The 17326-nt window shown below is 64.0% G+C and carries 20 protein-coding genes and 1 pseudogene; 5 read left to right on the forward strand and 16 right to left on the reverse strand.

Annotated features, from left to right (window positions below; translation table 11 throughout):
- Positions 1 to 2: 2 nt before the first annotated feature.
- From AB0L63_RS07200 to rpsH, 8 genes are all read right to left on the reverse strand, one after another.
- Positions 3 to 548 carry an adenylate kinase gene (locus tag AB0L63_RS07200; protein ID WP_364495963.1) on the reverse strand — a complete coding sequence of 182 codons (546 nt, stop codon included), beginning with the start codon at positions 546 to 548 and terminating at the stop codon, positions 3 to 5.
- Positions 545 to 1867: a preprotein translocase subunit SecY gene (gene secY / locus AB0L63_RS07205; RefSeq protein ID WP_364495966.1), complete on the reverse strand. Its 1323-nt coding sequence runs from the start codon at positions 1865 to 1867 to the stop codon at positions 545 to 547. Before secY ends, AB0L63_RS07200 begins: the two co-directional genes overlap by 4 nt.
- A 135-nt stretch (positions 1868 to 2002) precedes the next feature.
- Complete coding sequence (rplO, locus tag AB0L63_RS07210) at positions 2003 to 2446, reverse strand: 50S ribosomal protein L15 (protein WP_364495969.1); 444 nt, start codon at positions 2444 to 2446, stop codon at positions 2003 to 2005.
- 1 nt (position 2447) lies between these two features.
- On the reverse strand, positions 2448 to 2627 hold the full coding sequence (gene rpmD / locus AB0L63_RS07215) for a 50S ribosomal protein L30 (RefSeq protein ID WP_364495971.1): 180 nt from the start codon (positions 2625 to 2627) through the stop codon (positions 2448 to 2450).
- Entirely contained in the window at positions 2627 to 3289 is a 663-nt protein-coding gene (gene rpsE, locus AB0L63_RS07220; protein WP_063046902.1) for a 30S ribosomal protein S5, read from the reverse strand. The genes rpmD and rpsE overlap by 1 nt, the downstream gene beginning before the upstream one ends.
- Positions 3290 to 3320: 31 nt before the next feature.
- Positions 3321 to 3728 carry a 50S ribosomal protein L18 gene (gene rplR / locus AB0L63_RS07225; protein WP_062983146.1) on the reverse strand — a complete coding sequence of 136 codons (408 nt, stop codon included), beginning with the start codon at positions 3726 to 3728 and terminating at the stop codon, positions 3321 to 3323.
- 2 nt (positions 3729 to 3730) lie between these two features.
- Entirely contained in the window at positions 3731 to 4270 is a 540-nt protein-coding gene (gene rplF, locus AB0L63_RS07230) for a 50S ribosomal protein L6 (RefSeq protein ID WP_364495974.1), read from the reverse strand.
- Positions 4271 to 4284: 14 nt separating this feature from the next.
- The gene (gene rpsH / locus AB0L63_RS07235) at positions 4285 to 4683 is read right to left on the reverse strand and encodes a 30S ribosomal protein S8 (RefSeq protein WP_364495977.1); all 399 of its coding nucleotides are present in this window, start codon (positions 4681 to 4683) and stop codon (positions 4285 to 4287) included.
- Positions 4684 to 5193: 510 nt separating this feature from the next.
- Between rpsH and AB0L63_RS07240 the strand changes: the two genes are divergently transcribed.
- A complete protein-coding gene (locus AB0L63_RS07240; RefSeq protein ID WP_364495980.1) occupies positions 5194 to 5847 on the forward strand; it encodes a Uma2 family endonuclease in 654 nt (217 codons plus the stop codon).
- A 97-nt stretch (positions 5848 to 5944) separates the two neighbouring features.
- Here the strand turns inward: AB0L63_RS07240 and AB0L63_RS07245 are convergent, their stop codons facing one another.
- From AB0L63_RS07245 to rplN, 4 genes are read right to left on the reverse strand one after another with little or no spacing between them, the layout of a single operon-like run.
- The gene (locus AB0L63_RS07245; protein WP_062983162.1) at positions 5945 to 6130 is read right to left on the reverse strand and encodes a type Z 30S ribosomal protein S14; all 186 of its coding nucleotides are present in this window, start codon (positions 6128 to 6130) and stop codon (positions 5945 to 5947) included.
- 4 nt (positions 6131 to 6134) lie between these two features.
- Entirely contained in the window at positions 6135 to 6698 is a 564-nt protein-coding gene (rplE, locus tag AB0L63_RS07250; protein ID WP_040731426.1) for a 50S ribosomal protein L5, read from the reverse strand.
- Between the two features lies 1 nt (position 6699).
- Complete coding sequence (rplX, locus tag AB0L63_RS07255) at positions 6700 to 7017, reverse strand: 50S ribosomal protein L24 (RefSeq protein WP_062983172.1); 318 nt, start codon at positions 7015 to 7017, stop codon at positions 6700 to 6702.
- A 1-nt stretch (position 7018) separates the two neighbouring features.
- Positions 7019 to 7387, reverse strand: coding sequence for a 50S ribosomal protein L14 (gene rplN, locus AB0L63_RS07260; RefSeq protein WP_040686591.1), 369 nt, complete (start codon positions 7385 to 7387; stop codon positions 7019 to 7021).
- A gap of 343 nt (positions 7388 to 7730) precedes the next feature.
- On the opposite strand from rplN, the gene AB0L63_RS07265 reads away from it, so the two are divergent.
- Both AB0L63_RS07265 and AB0L63_RS07270 read left to right on the forward strand, forming a co-directional pair.
- Positions 7731 to 9776, forward strand: a complete 2046-nt coding sequence (locus AB0L63_RS07265) for a M13 family metallopeptidase (RefSeq protein ID WP_364495984.1) — start codon at positions 7731 to 7733, stop codon at positions 9774 to 9776.
- Positions 9777 to 9873: 97 nt separating this feature from the next.
- Positions 9874 to 11910, forward strand: coding sequence for a M13 family metallopeptidase (locus AB0L63_RS07270; protein ID WP_364495987.1), 2037 nt, complete (start codon positions 9874 to 9876; stop codon positions 11908 to 11910).
- 41 nt (positions 11911 to 11951) lie between these two features.
- On the opposite strand, the gene AB0L63_RS07275 is transcribed toward AB0L63_RS07270, so the two are convergent.
- The gene (locus AB0L63_RS07275) at positions 11952 to 12533 is read right to left on the reverse strand and encodes a Uma2 family endonuclease (RefSeq protein WP_364495990.1); all 582 of its coding nucleotides are present in this window, start codon (positions 12531 to 12533) and stop codon (positions 11952 to 11954) included.
- A gap of 176 nt (positions 12534 to 12709) precedes the next feature.
- Positions 12710 to 13072, reverse strand: a complete 363-nt coding sequence (locus AB0L63_RS07280; RefSeq protein ID WP_364495993.1) for a hypothetical protein — start codon at positions 13070 to 13072, stop codon at positions 12710 to 12712.
- Positions 13073 to 13344: 272 nt separating this feature from the next.
- Between AB0L63_RS07280 and AB0L63_RS07285 the strand changes: the two genes are divergently transcribed.
- Positions 13345 to 14328, forward strand: coding sequence for an ABC transporter substrate-binding protein (locus tag AB0L63_RS07285; protein WP_364495996.1), 984 nt, complete (start codon positions 13345 to 13347; stop codon positions 14326 to 14328).
- A 143-nt stretch (positions 14329 to 14471) separates the two neighbouring features.
- Here the strand turns inward: AB0L63_RS07285 and AB0L63_RS07290 are convergent, their stop codons facing one another.
- Complete coding sequence (locus tag AB0L63_RS07290) at positions 14472 to 16241, reverse strand: MFS transporter (protein WP_364495999.1); 1770 nt, start codon at positions 16239 to 16241, stop codon at positions 14472 to 14474.
- A 204-nt stretch (positions 16242 to 16445) separates the two neighbouring features.
- Positions 16446 to 16598 (reverse strand): hypothetical protein, encoded by a 153-nt coding sequence (locus AB0L63_RS07295; RefSeq protein ID WP_364496002.1) that lies wholly within the window; start codon positions 16596 to 16598, stop codon positions 16446 to 16448.
- 377 nt (positions 16599 to 16975) lie between these two features.
- Between AB0L63_RS07295 and AB0L63_RS07300 the strand changes: the two are divergent.
- Positions 16976 to 17229 (forward strand): annotated as a pseudogene (locus AB0L63_RS07300) (lysine 6-monooxygenase); the annotation flags it as partial.
- Between the last annotated feature and the right edge of the window lie 97 nt (positions 17230 to 17326).

A 17326-nucleotide genomic window follows, 5' to 3' on the forward strand; every position in this document is an offset into this window, starting at 1 on the left:
CCTCAGTGTCCCAGTGCGCGCAGCGCGCGTGCGTTGACCTCGTCGATCTCACCGACACCGTCGACCGAGACGACCAGACCGTCGTAATGCTCGAGCAGCGGCGCGGTCTCCTCGCGGTACACCCGGAGCCGGTTGCGGATCACGTCCTCGTTGTCGTCGGCGCGACCGCGCGCCATCATCCGGCCGACTACGGTCTCCTCGGGCACGACGAAGCAGAGCACCGCGTCGAGCTTCTTATCCATATCCGCGAGGATCTTCTCCAGCGCATCGGCCTGATCGACCGTGCGCGGGTAGCCATCCAGCACGAAGCCGTTCGCGGCATCCGGCTCGGCGACCCGAGCCTCGACCATGCGGTTCGTCACATCGCTCGGCACCAGATCGCCCGCGTCGATGTACTTCTGCGCCTCTCGACCCAGCGGCGTCTGGGCGGAGATATTGGTGCGGAACAGGTCCCCGGTGGAGATGTGCGGGACGCCCAGCTTGTCCGACAGGAGATCGGCCTGGGTGCCCTTGCCGGCACCCGGCGGTCCGAGCAGTACAAGTCTCACTTGAGGAACCCTTCGTAATTTCGATTCATCAGCTGGCTTTCGATCTGCTTCACGGTGTCCAAGCCGACGCTCACCATGATCAGCACCGCGGTGCCACCGAACGGAAGGTTCTGGTTGCCACCGGAGGCGCCGATATCGAGGAACAGATTCGGGAGGACGGCCACGAGACCGAGGTAGATCGAGCCGGGGAGGGTAATGCGGCTCAATACGAAGTTGAGGTAGTCGGCGGTTGGCTTGCCGGGGCGATATCCGGGAATGAAACCACCGAACTTCTTCATCTCGTCAGCGCGTTCCTCCGGGTTGAAGGTGATCGCGACATAGAAGTAGGTGAAGAACACGATCAGACTGAAGTAGATCGCGATGTATACCGGGTTGCCCGGGTTCACCAGATATTTCTGGATGATCTCCTGCCACCAACTGGGGTTGGGGTTGTTCCGCGAGGACGTCAGCTGCGCAACCAGATTCGGCAGATACAGCAGCGACGATGCGAAGATCACCGGGATGACACCGGCCTGGTTGACCTTCAGCGGCAGGTAGGTCGAGGATCCGCCGTACATCTTGCGGCCGACCACGCGCTTGGCGTACTGCACCGGAATCCGACGCTGGCCCTGCTCGACGAAGATGACCGCGGTGATGATGGCCAGCGCGGCGACACAGACCAAGCCGAAGACCAGGCCGCCGCGGTTGTCCAGGATGGCCTTGCCCTCGGACGGGATTCGGGCCGCGATACCGGCGAAGATCAGCAGCGACATGCCGTTGCCGATACCGCGCTCGGTGATCTGCTCGCCGAACCACATGACCAGGGCCGCACCGGCGGTCATCACCAGCACGATGATGACCATGCCGAAGATGCTGGTGTCGGCCAGGATGTCCTTCTGGCAGCCCTGCAGCAGCTGACCGCGGGCCGCGAGCGCGACCAAACCGGTGGACTGCAGGATCGCCAGTGCGATCGAGAGGTACCTGGTGTACTGCGTCATCTTGTTCTGGCCGGATTGGCCTTCTTTGCGCAGTTCTTCGAAGCGCGGGATGACGACGGTGAGCAGCTGGATAATGATGCTCGCGGTGATGTAGGGCATGATGCCGATCGCGAAGACCGACAACTGCAGCAGCGCACCACCGGAGAACAGGTTGATCAGCTGATAGATACCGGCGGAATCACCGCCGGAAACCAGGTTGATGCATTCCTGCACGCTCTTGTAATCGACACCGGGGGATGGCAGCGACGCACCCAAGCGGTACAGCGCGATCAACCCCAGCGTGAAGAGAATCTTCCGCCGTAAGTCCGGAGTCCGGAAGGCCGATACGAAGGCGGAAAGCACAGATCCTCCTGGCGAACGACATATGGTCATGCCACGGATATAGAAAACCCATGACGAGGCTTGGCAAATTGAACTCTAACAGTGGCACCGGACGCGGTCTTCACTCGTCCGGTGCCACTTATCTGCAGAGTACCGTCAGCCCAGCTCGGTGACAGTGCCACCGGCCGCGGTGATCTTCTCCTTGGCGGCGCCGGTCACCTTGTCGACGGTCACCTGGACCGCGACGCCGATCTCGCCATCGCCGAGCACCTTCACCAGCTGGTTCTTGCGAACCGCGCCGGCGGCCACCAGCTCGGCCTTGCCGACCGCGCCGCCCTCGGGGAACAGCTTGGCGATCGAGCCGACGTTCACGACCTGGTATTCCACCCGGAACGGGTTCGTGAAGCCCTTGAGCTTGGGCAGCCGCATGTGAATCGGCATCTGCCCACCCTCGAAGGCAGCCGGGACGTTCTTGCGAGCCTTGGTGCCCTTGGTACCGCGGCCCGCGGTCTTGCCCTTGGAGCCCTCACCGCGACCCACGCGGGTCTTGTCGGTCTTGGCGCCGGGAGCCGGACGCAGGTGATGCAACTTGATGGTCATGTCAGACCTCCTCAACGGTTACGAGGTGGCGCACGACGTTGATCAGCCCACGGTTCTGCGGGGTGTCCTCCCGAACCACGGTCTGGCGGATCTTGCGCAGGCCGAGCGTGCGAAGGCTCTCCCGCTGGTTCGATTTGGCGCCAATCGACGACTTGATCTGGGTTACCTTGAGATCTGCCATTACCGACCTCCTGCTGCTTGAGCGCGCGCACGCAGCATGCCCGCCGGAGCGACATCCTCGAGCGGCAGGCCACGGCGCGCCGCGACCTCTTCCGGACGCTGCAGCATCTTGAGCGCCGCAACGGTCGCGTGCACGACGTTGATGGCGTTGTCGCTACCGAGCGACTTCGCCAGAATGTCATGGATACCAGCGCATTCCAGCACCGCACGCGCCGCACCACCGGCGATCACACCGGTACCGGGCGAGGCCGGACGCAGCATGACCACACCGGCCGCCGCCTCACCCTGCACCGGGTGAGTGATGGTCGAGCCAATCATCGGAACGCGGAAGAAGCCCTTGCGAGCCTCCTCGACGCCCTTCTGGATGGCCGCGGGAACTTCCTTGGCCTTGCCATAGCCGACGCCGACCAGACCGTTGCCGTCACCGACGATCACCAGGGCGGTGAAGCTGAAGCGACGACCACCCTTCACGACCTTGGAGACACGGTTGATCGCGACGACGCGCTCGAGCTGGTTCTTGTCGGCCTGCTGGTCACGACGGTCACCACCGCCGCGCCGATCCCGGCCACCGCCGCGGCCGTCGCGGCTGTCGCCGCCACCGGCGGCACCATTCTGCTGTCCGGCGGGTCCGTTGCCGCCGTCACGCCTCTGACGTCCCGGCATCAGACGTTCCTTCCGTAAATGTTTGCAGTCATCAGAACTTCAACCCACCTTCGCGAGCGGCATCGGCCAGCGCCGCGATGCGGCCGTGGTAGTCGTGGCCACCACGGTCGAACACGACAGCCTCGATGCCAGCGGCCTTGGCACGCTCGGCGATCAGCTGACCGACCTTCTTGCCCTTGGCCGACTTGTCGCCGTCCAGCGCGCGCACATCGGCCTCGATCGAGGACGCGGCGGCAATGGTCTTGCCGAGCGAGTCGTCGATGAGCTGTGCGTGCAGATGACGCGAGGAGCGGTTGACCACCAGACGCGGACGCTCGGTGGTGCCGACGACCTTCTTGCGCAGACGGAAGTGACGGCGGGTCTTCGACAGACGACGCGTCGTCGACACGTCCTTGCCACGCGGAATGCGCTTGGCCTTCTGATTTTCGGTTTGCGCCATGATCACTTACCCGTCTTTCCGACCTTGCGGCGAACGACCTCGCCGGCGTAGCGGATGCCCTTGCCCTTGTAAGGATCGGGCTTACGCAGTCCGTGGATGACAGCGGAGATCTGGCCGACCTTCTGCTTGTCGATTCCGGACACGGAGAACTTGGTGGGCGATTCCACCGCGAAGGTGATGCCCTCCGGGGCCTCGATCGGCACCGGGTGCGAGTAGCCGAGGGCGAACTCCAGGTTCGAGCCCTTGGCCGCGACACGGTAACCGACGCCGAAGATTTCCATCTTCTTCTCGTAGCCCTTGGTGACACCCTCGATCATGTTGGCGACCAGGGTGCGGGTCAGGCCGTGCAGCGAGCGGTTCTGGCGCTGGTCGTCCGGGCGGGCAACCTCGAGCTGGCCGTCCTCACCCTTGGTGACGGTGATCGGCTCGGCGACGACGTGGGTCAGGGTGCCCTTGGGACCCTTCACCGACACGTTCTGGCCGTCGATGCTGACCTCGACACCGGCAGGAATGGCGACGGGCTTCTTACCAATACGCGACATGTGTCCTACCTCCCTTACCAGACGTAGGCGAGGACTTCGCCGCCCACGCCCTGCTTGGCCGCCTGACGATCGGTGAGCAGACCGGTCGACGTGGAGATGATCGCCACGCCGAGGCCGCCCAGGACCTTGGGCAGGTTGGTGGACTTCGCGTACACACGCAGACCCGGCTTCGACACGCGACGCAGGCCCTGCAGGCTGCGCTCACGGCTGGGGCCGTACTTGAGGTCGACGATGAGGGTCTTGCCCACGGTCGCGTCCTCGGTCCGGTAGTCGGCGATGTAACCCTCGCGCTTGAGGATCTCGGCGATATTCGCCTTGAGCTTCGAGTGCGGAGCCTTCACCTGATCGTGGTACGCCGAGTTGGCGTTGCGCAGACGCGTCAGGAAGTCTGCGATCGGATCAGTCATGGTCATGGTTCGACCTTGACACCTTTCTCGCTGCGGTTCCCATGCAACACCGGCACCCCAATAGGCACGCCAGCCGTGGGCCTACAGCAATTCGGCGGTCCGGCCGACGCTTGCCGACCGGATTGAGTTCTCGTATGAGCTCTCGGTGCGAGGGCCGTCCACACGTCGATGCGGCATCACATCAAGGACACGCGGACACAGAGGTGCCCAAGCAACCGGTCTAGTGTAGGCAAGGTCGCTACCAGGACAAAATCCGGGGTCCGGCCCTTACACTCACCCGCGTGCGGATTCCGCGCGACCGCGTTCGTGGTCGTGATGCCGGAGTAGCGAGTCCGGTGGCACCCGACAGCGCGCGGCTGCCGGTCAGGGATTCGTGGTTATGGTCGAGGGCGAGCCAGGGATCGGCCGAGCTCGCGCACACCTCGCAGACCGACTCACCGCGCGAAATGCCGTACCCCGAAAGCGGAAGTATGCGACAGCCCCTGAGCGGTTGTCGGGCGAGATTAGGATTCGGTCATGACGGTGCCGCACGTCGAACAACCTAACCTCCCTGAGTACATGACTTGGGAGGAGCTCGAGCAGTTGCCCGAGGAGATCGCCGGGCAGATCGAGCTATGGGATGGGCGCGTCGTCTGGCTGCGTCGCGGGCCTGCGGAACATCAGGAGTTCACGAATCTCCTGTGGAGCGGGCTTCGTCGTTGCGCTCGCGCGGATATGGCGGGCGGGCCGGAACGGTGCTGGCGGGTTCACACCGAGACCAACGTGTTCCTTCGTCGCACAGGCAAATCCGACTTCGTGACACCAGACTTTCTGGTTCACCGCTGCCTGCCGAAGCCCTACCAGGATGTCCGCGCTGAGGACGTGCTCTTAGTCGGAGAAGTCCTCTCGCCGTCGAATACGCAGACCGACATGGAAGCCAAGAAAGCGCGTTACGCGCGAGCCGGTATCCCGTGGTACTGGGAAGTCACTCTGGAACGTGAGAAGAGCGCAATCGCGGTGGTGCACGCCTATGCGCTGGAGACTACGCACGGCCAGCTCCCCGCCGGTGTACACCCGCTCCACCCCGCCAACTACCTACTGACCGGCTCGTGGACGCCGAAGGACTCCGACGCAATCACCTCGAAGTTCCCATTCCCTATCCACATCCCCTGGTCCGAACTCGAATTCTGAACTTCCCCAACGCAATTGAAACGCGCAAGGGCACGGCCTCAGCGGAGGCCGTGCCCTTGTTCAGTTTCGTGCGGATGCGCTCACAAAGAGCGCAAGCTCACCAGGAGCTCTTGTGCACGCCCGGGAGCTCGCCGCGGTGCGCCATTTCGCGCAGGCACACGCGGCACAGGCCGAACTTGCGGTACACCGCGTGCGGGCGACCGCAACGCTGGCAGCGGGTGTAGGCGCGAACGGCGAACTTCGGCTTGCTGTTGGCCTTGTTGACCAGTGCTTTCTTAGCCATGTGCTCAGTTCTCCTTGAACGGGAAGCCGAGGTGCTTGAGCAGGGCACGGCCTTCTTCGTTATTGGTCGCGGTGGTCACCACGGTGATGTCCATACCGCGCGGACGGTCGATGGAGTCCACGTCGATCTCGTGGAACATCGACTGCTCGCTCAGGCCGAACGTGTAGTTGCCATTGCCGTCGAACTGCTTCGGCGACAGACCGCGGAAGTCGCGGATACGGGGCAGCGCGATGGAGACCAGGCGGTCCAGGAACTCCCACATACGGTCGCCACGCAGGGTGACCTTCGCGCCGATCGGCATGCCCTCACGCAGCTTGAACTGCGCGATCGACTTGGTGGCCTTGCGGATCTCGGGCTTCTGACCGGTGATCAGTTCCAGATCGCGGACCGCGCCGTTGATGAGCTTGGCGTCGCGCGCGGCGTCACCGACACCCATGTTCACGACGACCTTGACCACGCCCGGGATCTGCATCACGTTGGCGTAGTTGAACTCGCTGTTCAGCGCGTCCTTGATCTCGGCGCGGTAGCGCGCCTTCAGGCGGGGCTGAGTCTGCTCAGAGGTGGTCATGTCAGATGTCCTTCCCGTTCTTACGGGAGATCCGGACCCGCTTGCCGCTCTCCTCGTCCGTCCGGTAGCCGACGCGGGTCGGCTTGCCGTCGGAGTCGACGACCATCACGTTGGACACGTGGATGGGAGCTTCCTGGGTCACGATGCCGCCCGACGAGGCACCACGCTGGTTGGTGGAGTTGGCAACGTGCTTCTTGATCCGGTTCACGCCCTCGACGAGGACCCGGTTCTCCTTCGGGTAGGCCTGGATGACCTTGCCCTTGGCACCCTTGTCCTTACCCGAGATGACGAGCACGGTGTCGCCCTTGTGCACCTTCATGTCAGAGCACCTCCGGGGCCAGCGAAACGATCTTCATGAACTTCTTCTCGCGCAGCTCGCGGCCGACCGGGCCGAAGATACGAGTGCCACGCGGGTCGTTGTCCGCCTTGATCAGCACGGCCGCGTTCTCGTCGAACTTGATGTACGAACCGTCCGGGCGACGACGCTCCTTGACGGTGCGCACGACGACGGCCTTGACGACCTCGCCCTTCTTGACATTGCCGCCGGGGACAGCGTCCTTGACAGTGGCGACGATGATGTCGCCGATGCCGGCATAGCGACGCGACGAACCACCGAGAACGCGGATGCAGAGGATCTCCTTCGCACCCGTGTTGTCGGCGACGCGCAGTCGCGACTCCTGCTGAATCACTTCAGCCTCCTTGACCTGGATGTATACGCACGCCGGATTGCCGACCCGACGGGCATGGTCGTGTCACCATCCGAACGCGCGCCTGCCAGCGGTTTTCTCGATCGGATGGATCAACCACTGGGGGTTCGCGGCCGGATTGCGGGCACAGCTCCCGCAGATAACCGGTTCAGTGTAGGTGAATGCCCAGGTCGGCCCCAAATCGGGTCGCGCCGTCGCAGGCTGAACTTCCGCTGTGAAACCCGCGCGGCTAAGTGCTCGCCGGCTGTCCCGTTACTACCCTCGGGACCAGCAAGACCACCAGATGAACTGCACATTCCGCATCATTTTCCGAATAGGGGTCCCTTTGAGTTCGTCCGCGCGTTCCATCCGGGTCGGTCGTCGCACCTTTCTCATCGCACTCGGTGTGATTCCGGCCACCACCGCGCTCGTCTCCTGTTCGCAGGAGCGGTCGGTGCGACTGACCGGGGTCGATATGCGGGGCCAGGACCCGACGGTTCGGCCGCAGGACGATCTGTTCCGATACGTCAACGGTGGCTGGCTGCGCGAGTACCAACTGCCGCCGGACAAGCCGTCCTTCACCACCTTCGACGAGGTCGGTGATCGCGTCGAACTGCAGTTGCGGGAGATCGTGGAGGGCGTCCGCGATCCGCGGGCCGGATCCGCCGAACAGCAGATCCGCGATCTCTACGACGCGCGGCTGGATCAGGCCGAGATCGAGCGGCTCGGCCTCACCCCGCTGGCCGATCTGTTCGCCGCGATCGATGGCGCGGCGAATAAGGCGGATCTCGCCCGGGTGATGGGCAGACTGCCGATCGGCGGGTTGATCGCATTGGCTGTCGGGCCGGATCCGAAGAATTCCAGCGAATACGTCGGCACCGTTTACCAGTCCGGCATCGATCCCAACATGAATGAGCAGTACTACCGCAAGCCCGCATATTCCGGGCAATGCTCCGCCTATCGGACCTACTTGCAGCACGTCGCCGCCGGAGCGGGCTTCGCCGATCCCACGGGCACCGCCCAGCGCGTATTCGACTTGGAGACCAGGATCGCCGCGGCTTTCTGGGCCGATGTGCGGCTGCGCGATCCCGATGCCACCTACAACCCGCTGAGCTGGGCCCAATTGACCGCGCTCGCACCGCAATTCGACTGGGAGCCCTGGCTGGCCGGTGTCACCGACCGACCACGCGCACTGTTCGACCGGGTGGTGGTCGGCCAGCCGTCGTTCGTAACGGCGGCCGGACAGCTCTGGGCCGAGGTCGATATCGCGGCCTGGCGGGAGTATCTGCGCATCGCGGTGGTCAAACGCTTCGCATCGCTGCTGCCCAAGGCCATCGCCGATGCCGAATTCGATTTCGTCGGCAAGACATTGCAGGGATTGCGCGAACGCCAGGAGCCGTGGAAGGAAGGTATCGCGACCCTCAACGCGAATCTCAGCCAGCAGCTCGGGAAACTCTATGTGGCCGAACACTTTCCGCCCGCGGCCAAGGAGCGGGCGCTGGCCATGGTCGCCGACCTGATGGCCGCCTATCGGGCCGACTTCACCGAATCGACCTGGATGTCACCACAGACCAAGCAGGCCGCAATCGCCAAACTCGACAAGATCGTCACGAAGATCGGCTATCCGGACCACTGGATCGACTACTCCGGATTGACCATCACCCGTGGCAAACTGATCGAATCGGTCCGCGCTGCCCAGAGTTTCGAGCTCGAGCGCCAATTCGCGCGACTCGGTACCCCAGTCGACAAGTCCGAATGGGGTATGCCGCCGCAGCTGGTGAACGCCATGTACGACCCGAGTGCCAACTCGATTTCCTTTCCGGCAGCCATTCTGCAGCCGCCGTTCTTCGACTCCGACGCCGAAGTCGCGGTCAATTACGGCGCGATCGGGGCGGTCATCGGGCACGAGATAGGGCACGGATTCGACGATCAGGGTTCGCGCTACGACGGCGACGGCAATCTGCGCGACTGGTGGACACCGGAAGATCGCGCCGCATTCGAAACCAAGACCAAACAGTTGATCGAGCAGTACAACACGCTGGTCCCGACAGGTCTGGATCCGAGCAATCACGTCGACGGTGCGCTTACGGTCGGGGAGAATCTCGCCGATCTGCGCGGTCTCGGCATCGCCCTGGCCGCCCTCGGCATGGCCGACAAACGCGATGGCCGGGACAATTCGGACCACCGGACGATTTTCCTGTCCTGGGCGCGCATCTGGCGGGACAAGTCGACGACGCAACAGCGGGAATTGCGACTCACCATGGACGTGCACGCACCCAATGAGTTTCGCGTCAATCAGGTGGTGCGAAATATCGACGAGTTCTACACCACGTTCGCGGTCGAGCCGAGCGACAAGCTGTACCTGCCCGAAGACCAGCGCGTCTCGCTGTGATCCGACAGGCCGGCAACGCCGCAGACAGGTAGCCTCGGACCTGCACTATCGCACCTGACGAGGATGCGGCGGGACCGCATCGGGAGAGGATTCCCTCGTGACATCAACCGGTCGTCCCGGTCAGCTGGACCGTCGTGCCTTCCTGGTCGCGCTCGGGGTGGTGCCCGCGGCCGTCGCCCTGACCGCCTGCGCGAAGGATGCGCAGACGGCGCAGCTCATCGGAGTCGATCTGGGCGGCGCGGACCCGGCGATCCGGCCGCAGGACGATCTGTACCGGCACGTCAACGGCAAGTGGCTGCGGGAGTACCAGCTGCCGCCGGATAAGGCCGCGGTCGGCGCGATCACCGATGCGAGCGACCGGACGCTGGATCAGCTGCGCGAGATCATCGAGGGCATCACGGATCCCAAGCCAGGCTCGGAGGCACAGCAGATTCGCGATCTCTATGACGCGCGGCTGGATGAGGCCGCCTTCGAAACGCTCGGCCTGTCACCGCTGACCGATCTGTTCGCCAAGATCGATGGCGCGGCGACCAAAACGGATCTGGCCAAGGTGATGGCGCAGCTGCCGATCGCCGGACTGATCGCCATCGGGATCGGCATCGATCGCAAGGACTCTAATGCCTATATCCCGACCATCAGCCAGTCCGGTATCGCGCTGAGCGAGCAGTACTACCGCAAGCCGGAATATGCCAAACAGCTCGCCGGCTACAAGACCTATCTCGAGAAAATGTCCGCGGGCGCTGGGTTCGCCGATCCGGCGGGCATCGCGCAGCGCATGGTCGATCTGGAGACCAAGATCGCGGCAGCACATTGGGACAGCGTGCGCAATCGCGATGCCGATGCCACCTATAACGTGATGAGCTGGCACGATGTGGTCGCGCTCGGACCGCAATTCGATTGGGATGCGTGGCTGGCGGGCAATACCGATCGGCCGCGCTCGCTGTTCGACAAGATGGTGGTCGCGCAGCCGTCGTTCGTGACGGCGGCCGCGCAGCTGTGGGCCGATACCGATATCGCGCTGTGGCGGGAGTACCTGCGGGTCAACGTGGTCGCGGAGTTCGCCCGATTCCTGCCCAAGGTGATCCGCGACGCGCGGTTCGAATTCGTCGGCAAGGTGCTCAGCGGGTTGGAGGAGCGGCCGCAGACCTGGAAGTCCGGCGTCGGCGTCGTCAATGACAATCTCGGCGACCAACTCGGCAAACTGTATGTCGAGAAGCACTTTCCGCCGGCGGCCAAGGATCGAGCCAACGCGATGGTGGCCGATCTGATGGCCGCCTATCGGGAGAACTTCACCAATTCGACCTGGATGTCCAAGCCGACCAGGGATGCCTCGATCATCAAGCTGGACAAGATCGAAGCCAGGATCGGGTATCCGGATAAGTGGGACGACTATTCCGCACTGACGATCACCCGGGGCAAGCTGGTCGAATCCCTACGCGCCGTCAACGCTTTCGAGTCCACGAAGGCGTTCAACCGGCTCGGCACTCCGGTCGACAAGTCCGAATGGGGTATGTCGCCGCAGACCGTCAATGCCTACTACTCACGCACCAGCAACCAGATCACCTTCCCCGCCGCGTATCTGCAGCCGCCGTTCTTCGACAAGGACGCGACCACCGCGGTCAATTACGGCGCGGTCGGCGCGACCATCGGCCACGAGATCGGCCACGGCTTCGACGATCAGGGTCGCAAATACGACGCCAGCGGTAATCGCAGCGACTGGTGGACACCCGAGGACTTGGCGGCCTTCGAGGCCAAGACCAAACAACTGATCGAGCAATTCGATGTGCTGGTCCCCGAGGGCCTCGATCCCAAATACCACGTCGACGGCGCACTCACCGTCGGCGAGAATCTCGCCGATCTGCGCGGCCTGCAAATCGCCGTCGAGGCCTACCGCATCGCCGCGAAGCGCGAGGGTATGGACCCCGACTACCAGCAGATGTTCTTCTCCTACGCCCGCAGCTGGCGCGAAAAGCAGACCGAAGAGTCCACCATCAGCCTGCTCCAGGACGTCCACGCCCCCAACGAATTCCGCTGCAACCAGATCGTTCGCAATATCGCCCAGTTCTACAACACCTTCGCCGTCAAGGACGGCGACAAACTCTTCCTCCCGGAAAACCGGCGCATCACCCTCTGAACCCTGCCTAGCACCAGCCCGGTCCACGCCGGGCTGGTTCGTTACCGAACCAGGTCAGCGAAACTGATCTCCCCCAGTACGACGTGCTCGAGCTGCACGAATCCGTCGCGATGCAACCGGTGCAGGCGGTATTCGGCGGCGTGCGCGTCGAGCCGGAACTCACGGACCTCTTCGATCTCATATTTGGTATCGAGAGCTATAACCAGATAGAGCGGAATGCCTGCGCGGGCGTATTGCGCCTTTTTGTCGAGCAGATCCTCGGCGGCGGTGGACGGCGAAGAAACCTCGATGACGATCAGGGCATCACCGGCCTCCGGTTTTGCGCCCCGCTCCGGAAGACACCGATAAACCGTGACGTCCGGCCGCCGGAACGTGAATTTGGGTACTCGCCAGAGCACTACGTCGATATAGGTCTCGACTCGAATGCACGGCTCGGTACTCGGCAGCTGCTCCATGGCACCGGCCAGCCTGCGCGCCACACGATTGTGCTCTGGCACCGGCGACTCACAGACGATCACATGTCCGTGGACGACCTCGATCTCGCGCGCCGTGTCCTCGGGCAGGAGACGGTACTGCTCCTCGGTCATCTCATGCGGCAGATGGCCGGCCGGCTCGATCGTCATAAGGAAGCCTATCCATTCGTCATGTCGAGAGCCCAGGTCTGCGGCAGTGATCGACCGGCGATCTTCTCCGGCGGTGCGGGGCGTCGGATGGATGTGGATAAGCCCGGCCACTATGGCCGGGCTTATCCATGCGGGAAGCGCTTCGAGGGTATTACTTTCGCCGCCTAGCGACAGGGTCAGAAGGCGCTGCCGGTGGAGGGCATGGGGAAATAGCCGGGCCAGCTCGGGTAGCCGAACCAGCCGCCGGGGTAACCGGGCCCGCCACGGTGGCCCCAACCATCCCAACCATCCCAACCATCCCAACCACCCCAGCCGCCGTGGCCCCAGCCGCCGTGGCCCCAGCCGCCGTGGCCCCGGCCGCCATGGCCGTGGATGTCGTCGGCCTGATCCACCAGCACGATGGCCGGGCCCTGGGCATCGGTCGTATCGGCGAGGGCCGGGCCCGCTACCGCGGCGATCGGGGCCAGGGCCAGTGCGGAGGTGATGGCGATACGGGCGATCATAGGCCGGACGCGTCCGGCGGAACTCTTGTGATTCATCGGAACTAACCTCAATTCGGTATGCGTCAGTCGTGCGAAGACCCGCGTGCTCACGGATTCGACGTCGATGCCTCCCGGACGAGAGGATCATTTAGCGACACCGTTCAACGTACCGCTAGATAGCGGTACGTTCAATAGGTTAATAACAGATGACGTGACAGCAAGCGACAAGCCGAGGCGGCGCGGCGGTCAATGCAGGTTAGGCTGACCTATTTTTTTGCGGATCGAAGGGAGTCGAAGTCGAGGAATTCCTCAAGGAAGGAGAGGCTGACATGAAGTCTGTTCGGACGTCTCGCGGCTGGAAGCAGGCGGCGATTGCCGTGCTGGCCGGTGCGCTGACGCTGGGTATCGCCGCCTGTGGGCCGTCGAGCAAGGACGCGGGATCCGATGGTGGCGCGCCCGTCACCATCGCACACGCGCGCGGCACGACAACGGTACTGCGCACCCCGAAAAGGGTTGTCACGCTGGGGAATCAGTGGCTGGATTCGACGCTGGCGCTCGGCGTGACCCCGGTCGGCTATGTCGACAATGTCGCCTCGGTATCCAACAGCACCCCGGCGTGGGAGCCGAAGTCGCTCGAATCGGCCAAGGCATTGAATACCACGGGCAATATCGCCGAGCAGGTCGCGGCGCTGGAGCCGGATCTGATTCTGGTGGACGGATTTCTGGCCGACCAGAAGACCTATGACGAGTTGTCGAAGGTCGCCCCCACCCTGCCCGCACTCACCTCCGCATCGATCCAACCCTGGCAGGACCTTGTGACCACGCTCGGCAAGGTACTGCACAGAGCAGACGATGCGACGCGTGTGATCGCCGATGTAGACAAGAAGGTGGAGTCCATCGGCCAGGCCGATCCGGGACTGAAGGGCAAGACCTTCGCGAGCACCTGGTTGGCCAGCCCGGCACAGCTGATGGTGCTGACCGATCCGAACGACGGGTCGAGCAAGATCTTCACCCAGCTAGGACTGACCATCCCGAAGAATCTCACCGATCAACCGTCGAATCAGGGCCGGCTCGCGCTGTCGCCGGAGCGGGTCGACGAGCTCACCGTCGATCTGCTGCTCGCGGGCTACTCCCCCGGTATGGACGACATGTACCGGCAGCTCCCCGGATACGCCGATCTGCCCGCGGTGCGCAAGGGTGCGGTGGTCTTGCTCACGGCGCAGGAGTTCAGCGCCGTCAGCCAGCCGACCGCACTGTCGGTGCCCTACCTGTTGCACAAACTCGAACCAGCCTTCGCCAACGCGGCGAAATAGTTCGACCACCGGAGATTCGAGGCCATGCCGCGGCCCAGGTCCAGCAGGCACGACGAATCCGACGATCACCACCATGGGCACGACCGGCATCGAGTTCATGGCCCAGCCAGTAGAGTCCGGGCGCGTCACGCATCAACGGTGACTCAGCGTGCCGCGACGAGTTCGTCGGCCTCGGCGAGTTCGGCCGGTTCCTCCTCGACGTACCTGTCGCCCGCGAAGTACGCGGCCGCGGCGGCCAGGAACATCATGAGGGCGGCCGAGACGAACACCACGATCAGACCCGAATGGAACGGTCCGGTGAGCAGATGCGGGAAGAACTCCTGACCGGTGAGGGTGTCGGCATGGACGCCCGGCTTGGCCAATTCGCCGCTGGGGCCGAGCAATTCCTGGATCGGGTTGTAACCGAGGAAGGCGGCGAACAAGCTCGCGACCGGCGGCAGGTCGGCGAGTTGGGATGCGGCGCCCGCGGATACGCCCTGGGCGCGCAGACCGCTGTCGAGTGCCGAGGGCAGGCTGGCGGCCAGGCCGACGACCATGAGCGAGAAGAAGATTCCCATCGACAGCGCATTGCCACCGTTGAACAGGGTGCCGCGCATACCGGAGGCCGCGCCGCGCTGGGACGCGGGCACACTCGACATGATGGCGGCGGTATTCGGCGAGAAGAACAATCCGCAGCCGATGCCGTTGAGCAGCACGATCGCGGCGAACACCCAGTAGTTGAAGTCGACCGGGATGACCAGCAGCAGCAGGAAGGTGAGCCCGGCCAGCGTGGCGCCACCGGTGGTGAACCGGCGCGATCCGTAGCGGTCCGACAGCCAACCCGAAACCGGCCCGGCGGCAAGGAATCCCACGGTCAGCGGCAACAGATAGATACCGGCCCACAGCGGCGTCGATTCGTAGTCGTAGCCGTGCAGCGGCAACCAGATGCCCTGCAGCCAGATGATCAGCATGAACTGCATGCCGCCGCGGCCGATCGAAACCAACAGATTGGCGAAATTGCCGAGACCGAAGGCGCGATTGCGGAACAGCGACAGCTGGAACATCGGCTCGGCGACCTTGGTCTCCACCACGCAGAACACCGCGAGCAGGGCGATGCCGCCGAGCACCGCGCCGAGCACCCAGGGGTTGGACCAGCCGGTGGGGTGGCCGCCATAGGGCTGGATGCCGTAGGTGATGCCGGTGAGCAGGGCGGTGAGGCCGAGACCGAAGGCAATGGTGCCCGCCCAGTCGATCTTGCCCTTGGTGCGCGTGCCCACCTCGTGCAACGAGCGGTAGGACCAGATCGAGCCGATGACGGCGATCGGCACGCTGACCCAGAACACCGCGCGCCAGTCCCATTCGGACAGCACGCCGCCGATGATCAGACCGAGAAACGATCCCGCGACCGCGGCGACCATATTGATGCCGAGTGCGGTACCACGCTGTTTGGCCGGGAAGGCGTCGGTCAGGATGGCCGTCGAATTGGCCGTCAGCATGGCGCCGCCGATACCCTGCAGCACGCGCCAGACAATGATCCACACCGCACCCGTTCCACCGTGGAACGGATCGAAGGACAGCGCGACCGAGGTCACCGCGAACACCGCGAACCCGAGGTTGTAGATCTTGACGCGGCCGAAGATGTCGCCGAGCCGCCCGAACATCACCACGAGCACCGCGGTGACGAGCAGATAGCCCATGAGCATCCACAGCAGGTAGCCGACATTGCCCGCTTCCAGCGGGTTCAGTCCGATACCGCGGAAGATCGCGGGCAGCGAGATCAGCACGATCGAGGCGTTGACCGCGCTGAGCAGCACACCGAGGGTGGTGTTGGTCAGGACGATCCACTTGTAGTGCGGGTGATCCCGGTCGTAGCGCAGGCGACGGCGAATGGTCTGAACATCACCCAGATCGAGATCGGCGGATGGAATCGTCACGGCAGCCCCTTGCAGATTGTTACCTCAGGAAACTATATAGTTAGCTGATGCAACTATCAACTAATGGTTTCATTCAGTGGACTTCTCAGCTCTCGGCGGCCTTGCGGTAGCCGCGCACCGCGAAGACACCGAAGACCAGGGCGAGCCCCACAGACCAGGCGATGGTCTGCAGTAGCGGGGTGGCGATGACGCTCGGGTAGATCCTTATCCCAGAACGCGGCCCGCAGGTTGGCGTGCCGCTCCAGCATCGCCTCGGGGGCGGCGCAGCATCGGCACGTCGATCGGACCGCCGATATCGATGACGAACTGCATCGTGTACAGATCAACTCCGTCGGCGGCCAACCGCGCCAACGACAACAGCCCCTCCTGTAGCGGGCCGCGAGTACATCCTCGATGTCGGCCGGACGACTCCGATCCACAGTCATCGCAACACCTTTCGGCCCACGGTCATCGCATCGCCCCGCATCGGGCCAACGGCTCGGAAGGAGTCGCCCCTCATTGCGACTGCTTCCATGCCGCGCCCGATGCGGCCAGCGCGTCCGAGCTGAGGCCGGATACGCTCATCGCGGCATGTCGGTGCTGATCAGGTTCTGCTGGTTGTGCTGTATCGGGCTGGCCGTCATCGCTGTTCGCCTCGACTGCCGCACCGAAGGTGTCACCGATGGTCGTGGTCACGCCTGCCGCCACCGCCTCGTCGACCGCCGCCACGAGTTCGGCGATGATGAGGTATTCCCCGGCTCGGTACCAGTCCGGAGAAGGACATCGGGTTCCCGTACCACTCGACTTGGCGCGCGGGCGCAACCGGGCCATCGACGAGGCGATGATGGCCTACAGCTGGACCTCGTTCCTGGTCGAACACGGCACCTATGCCGAATGGATCGATCGCGGCCGCCCGAGCCCGCCGCATGGCTGGGCCAAATATCTGCAGTGGGTGGCGCGCGCGATCGATCTCGAATTGGTCCTCGGGACAGTGGATTCGGTCGCCGCGGCGGCCGACGGCTGGCTGGTTTCGGTGACCGGTGCCGCCGCTGGCGACTGCTTGCGGGGCGCTCGAAACAGCAGTGTCGCGACCGCCCAAATTGCTG

It is taken from the genome of Nocardia sp. NPDC051990 (assembly GCF_040680755.1).
Lineage (GTDB): Bacteria > Actinomycetota > Actinomycetes > Mycobacteriales > Mycobacteriaceae > Nocardia.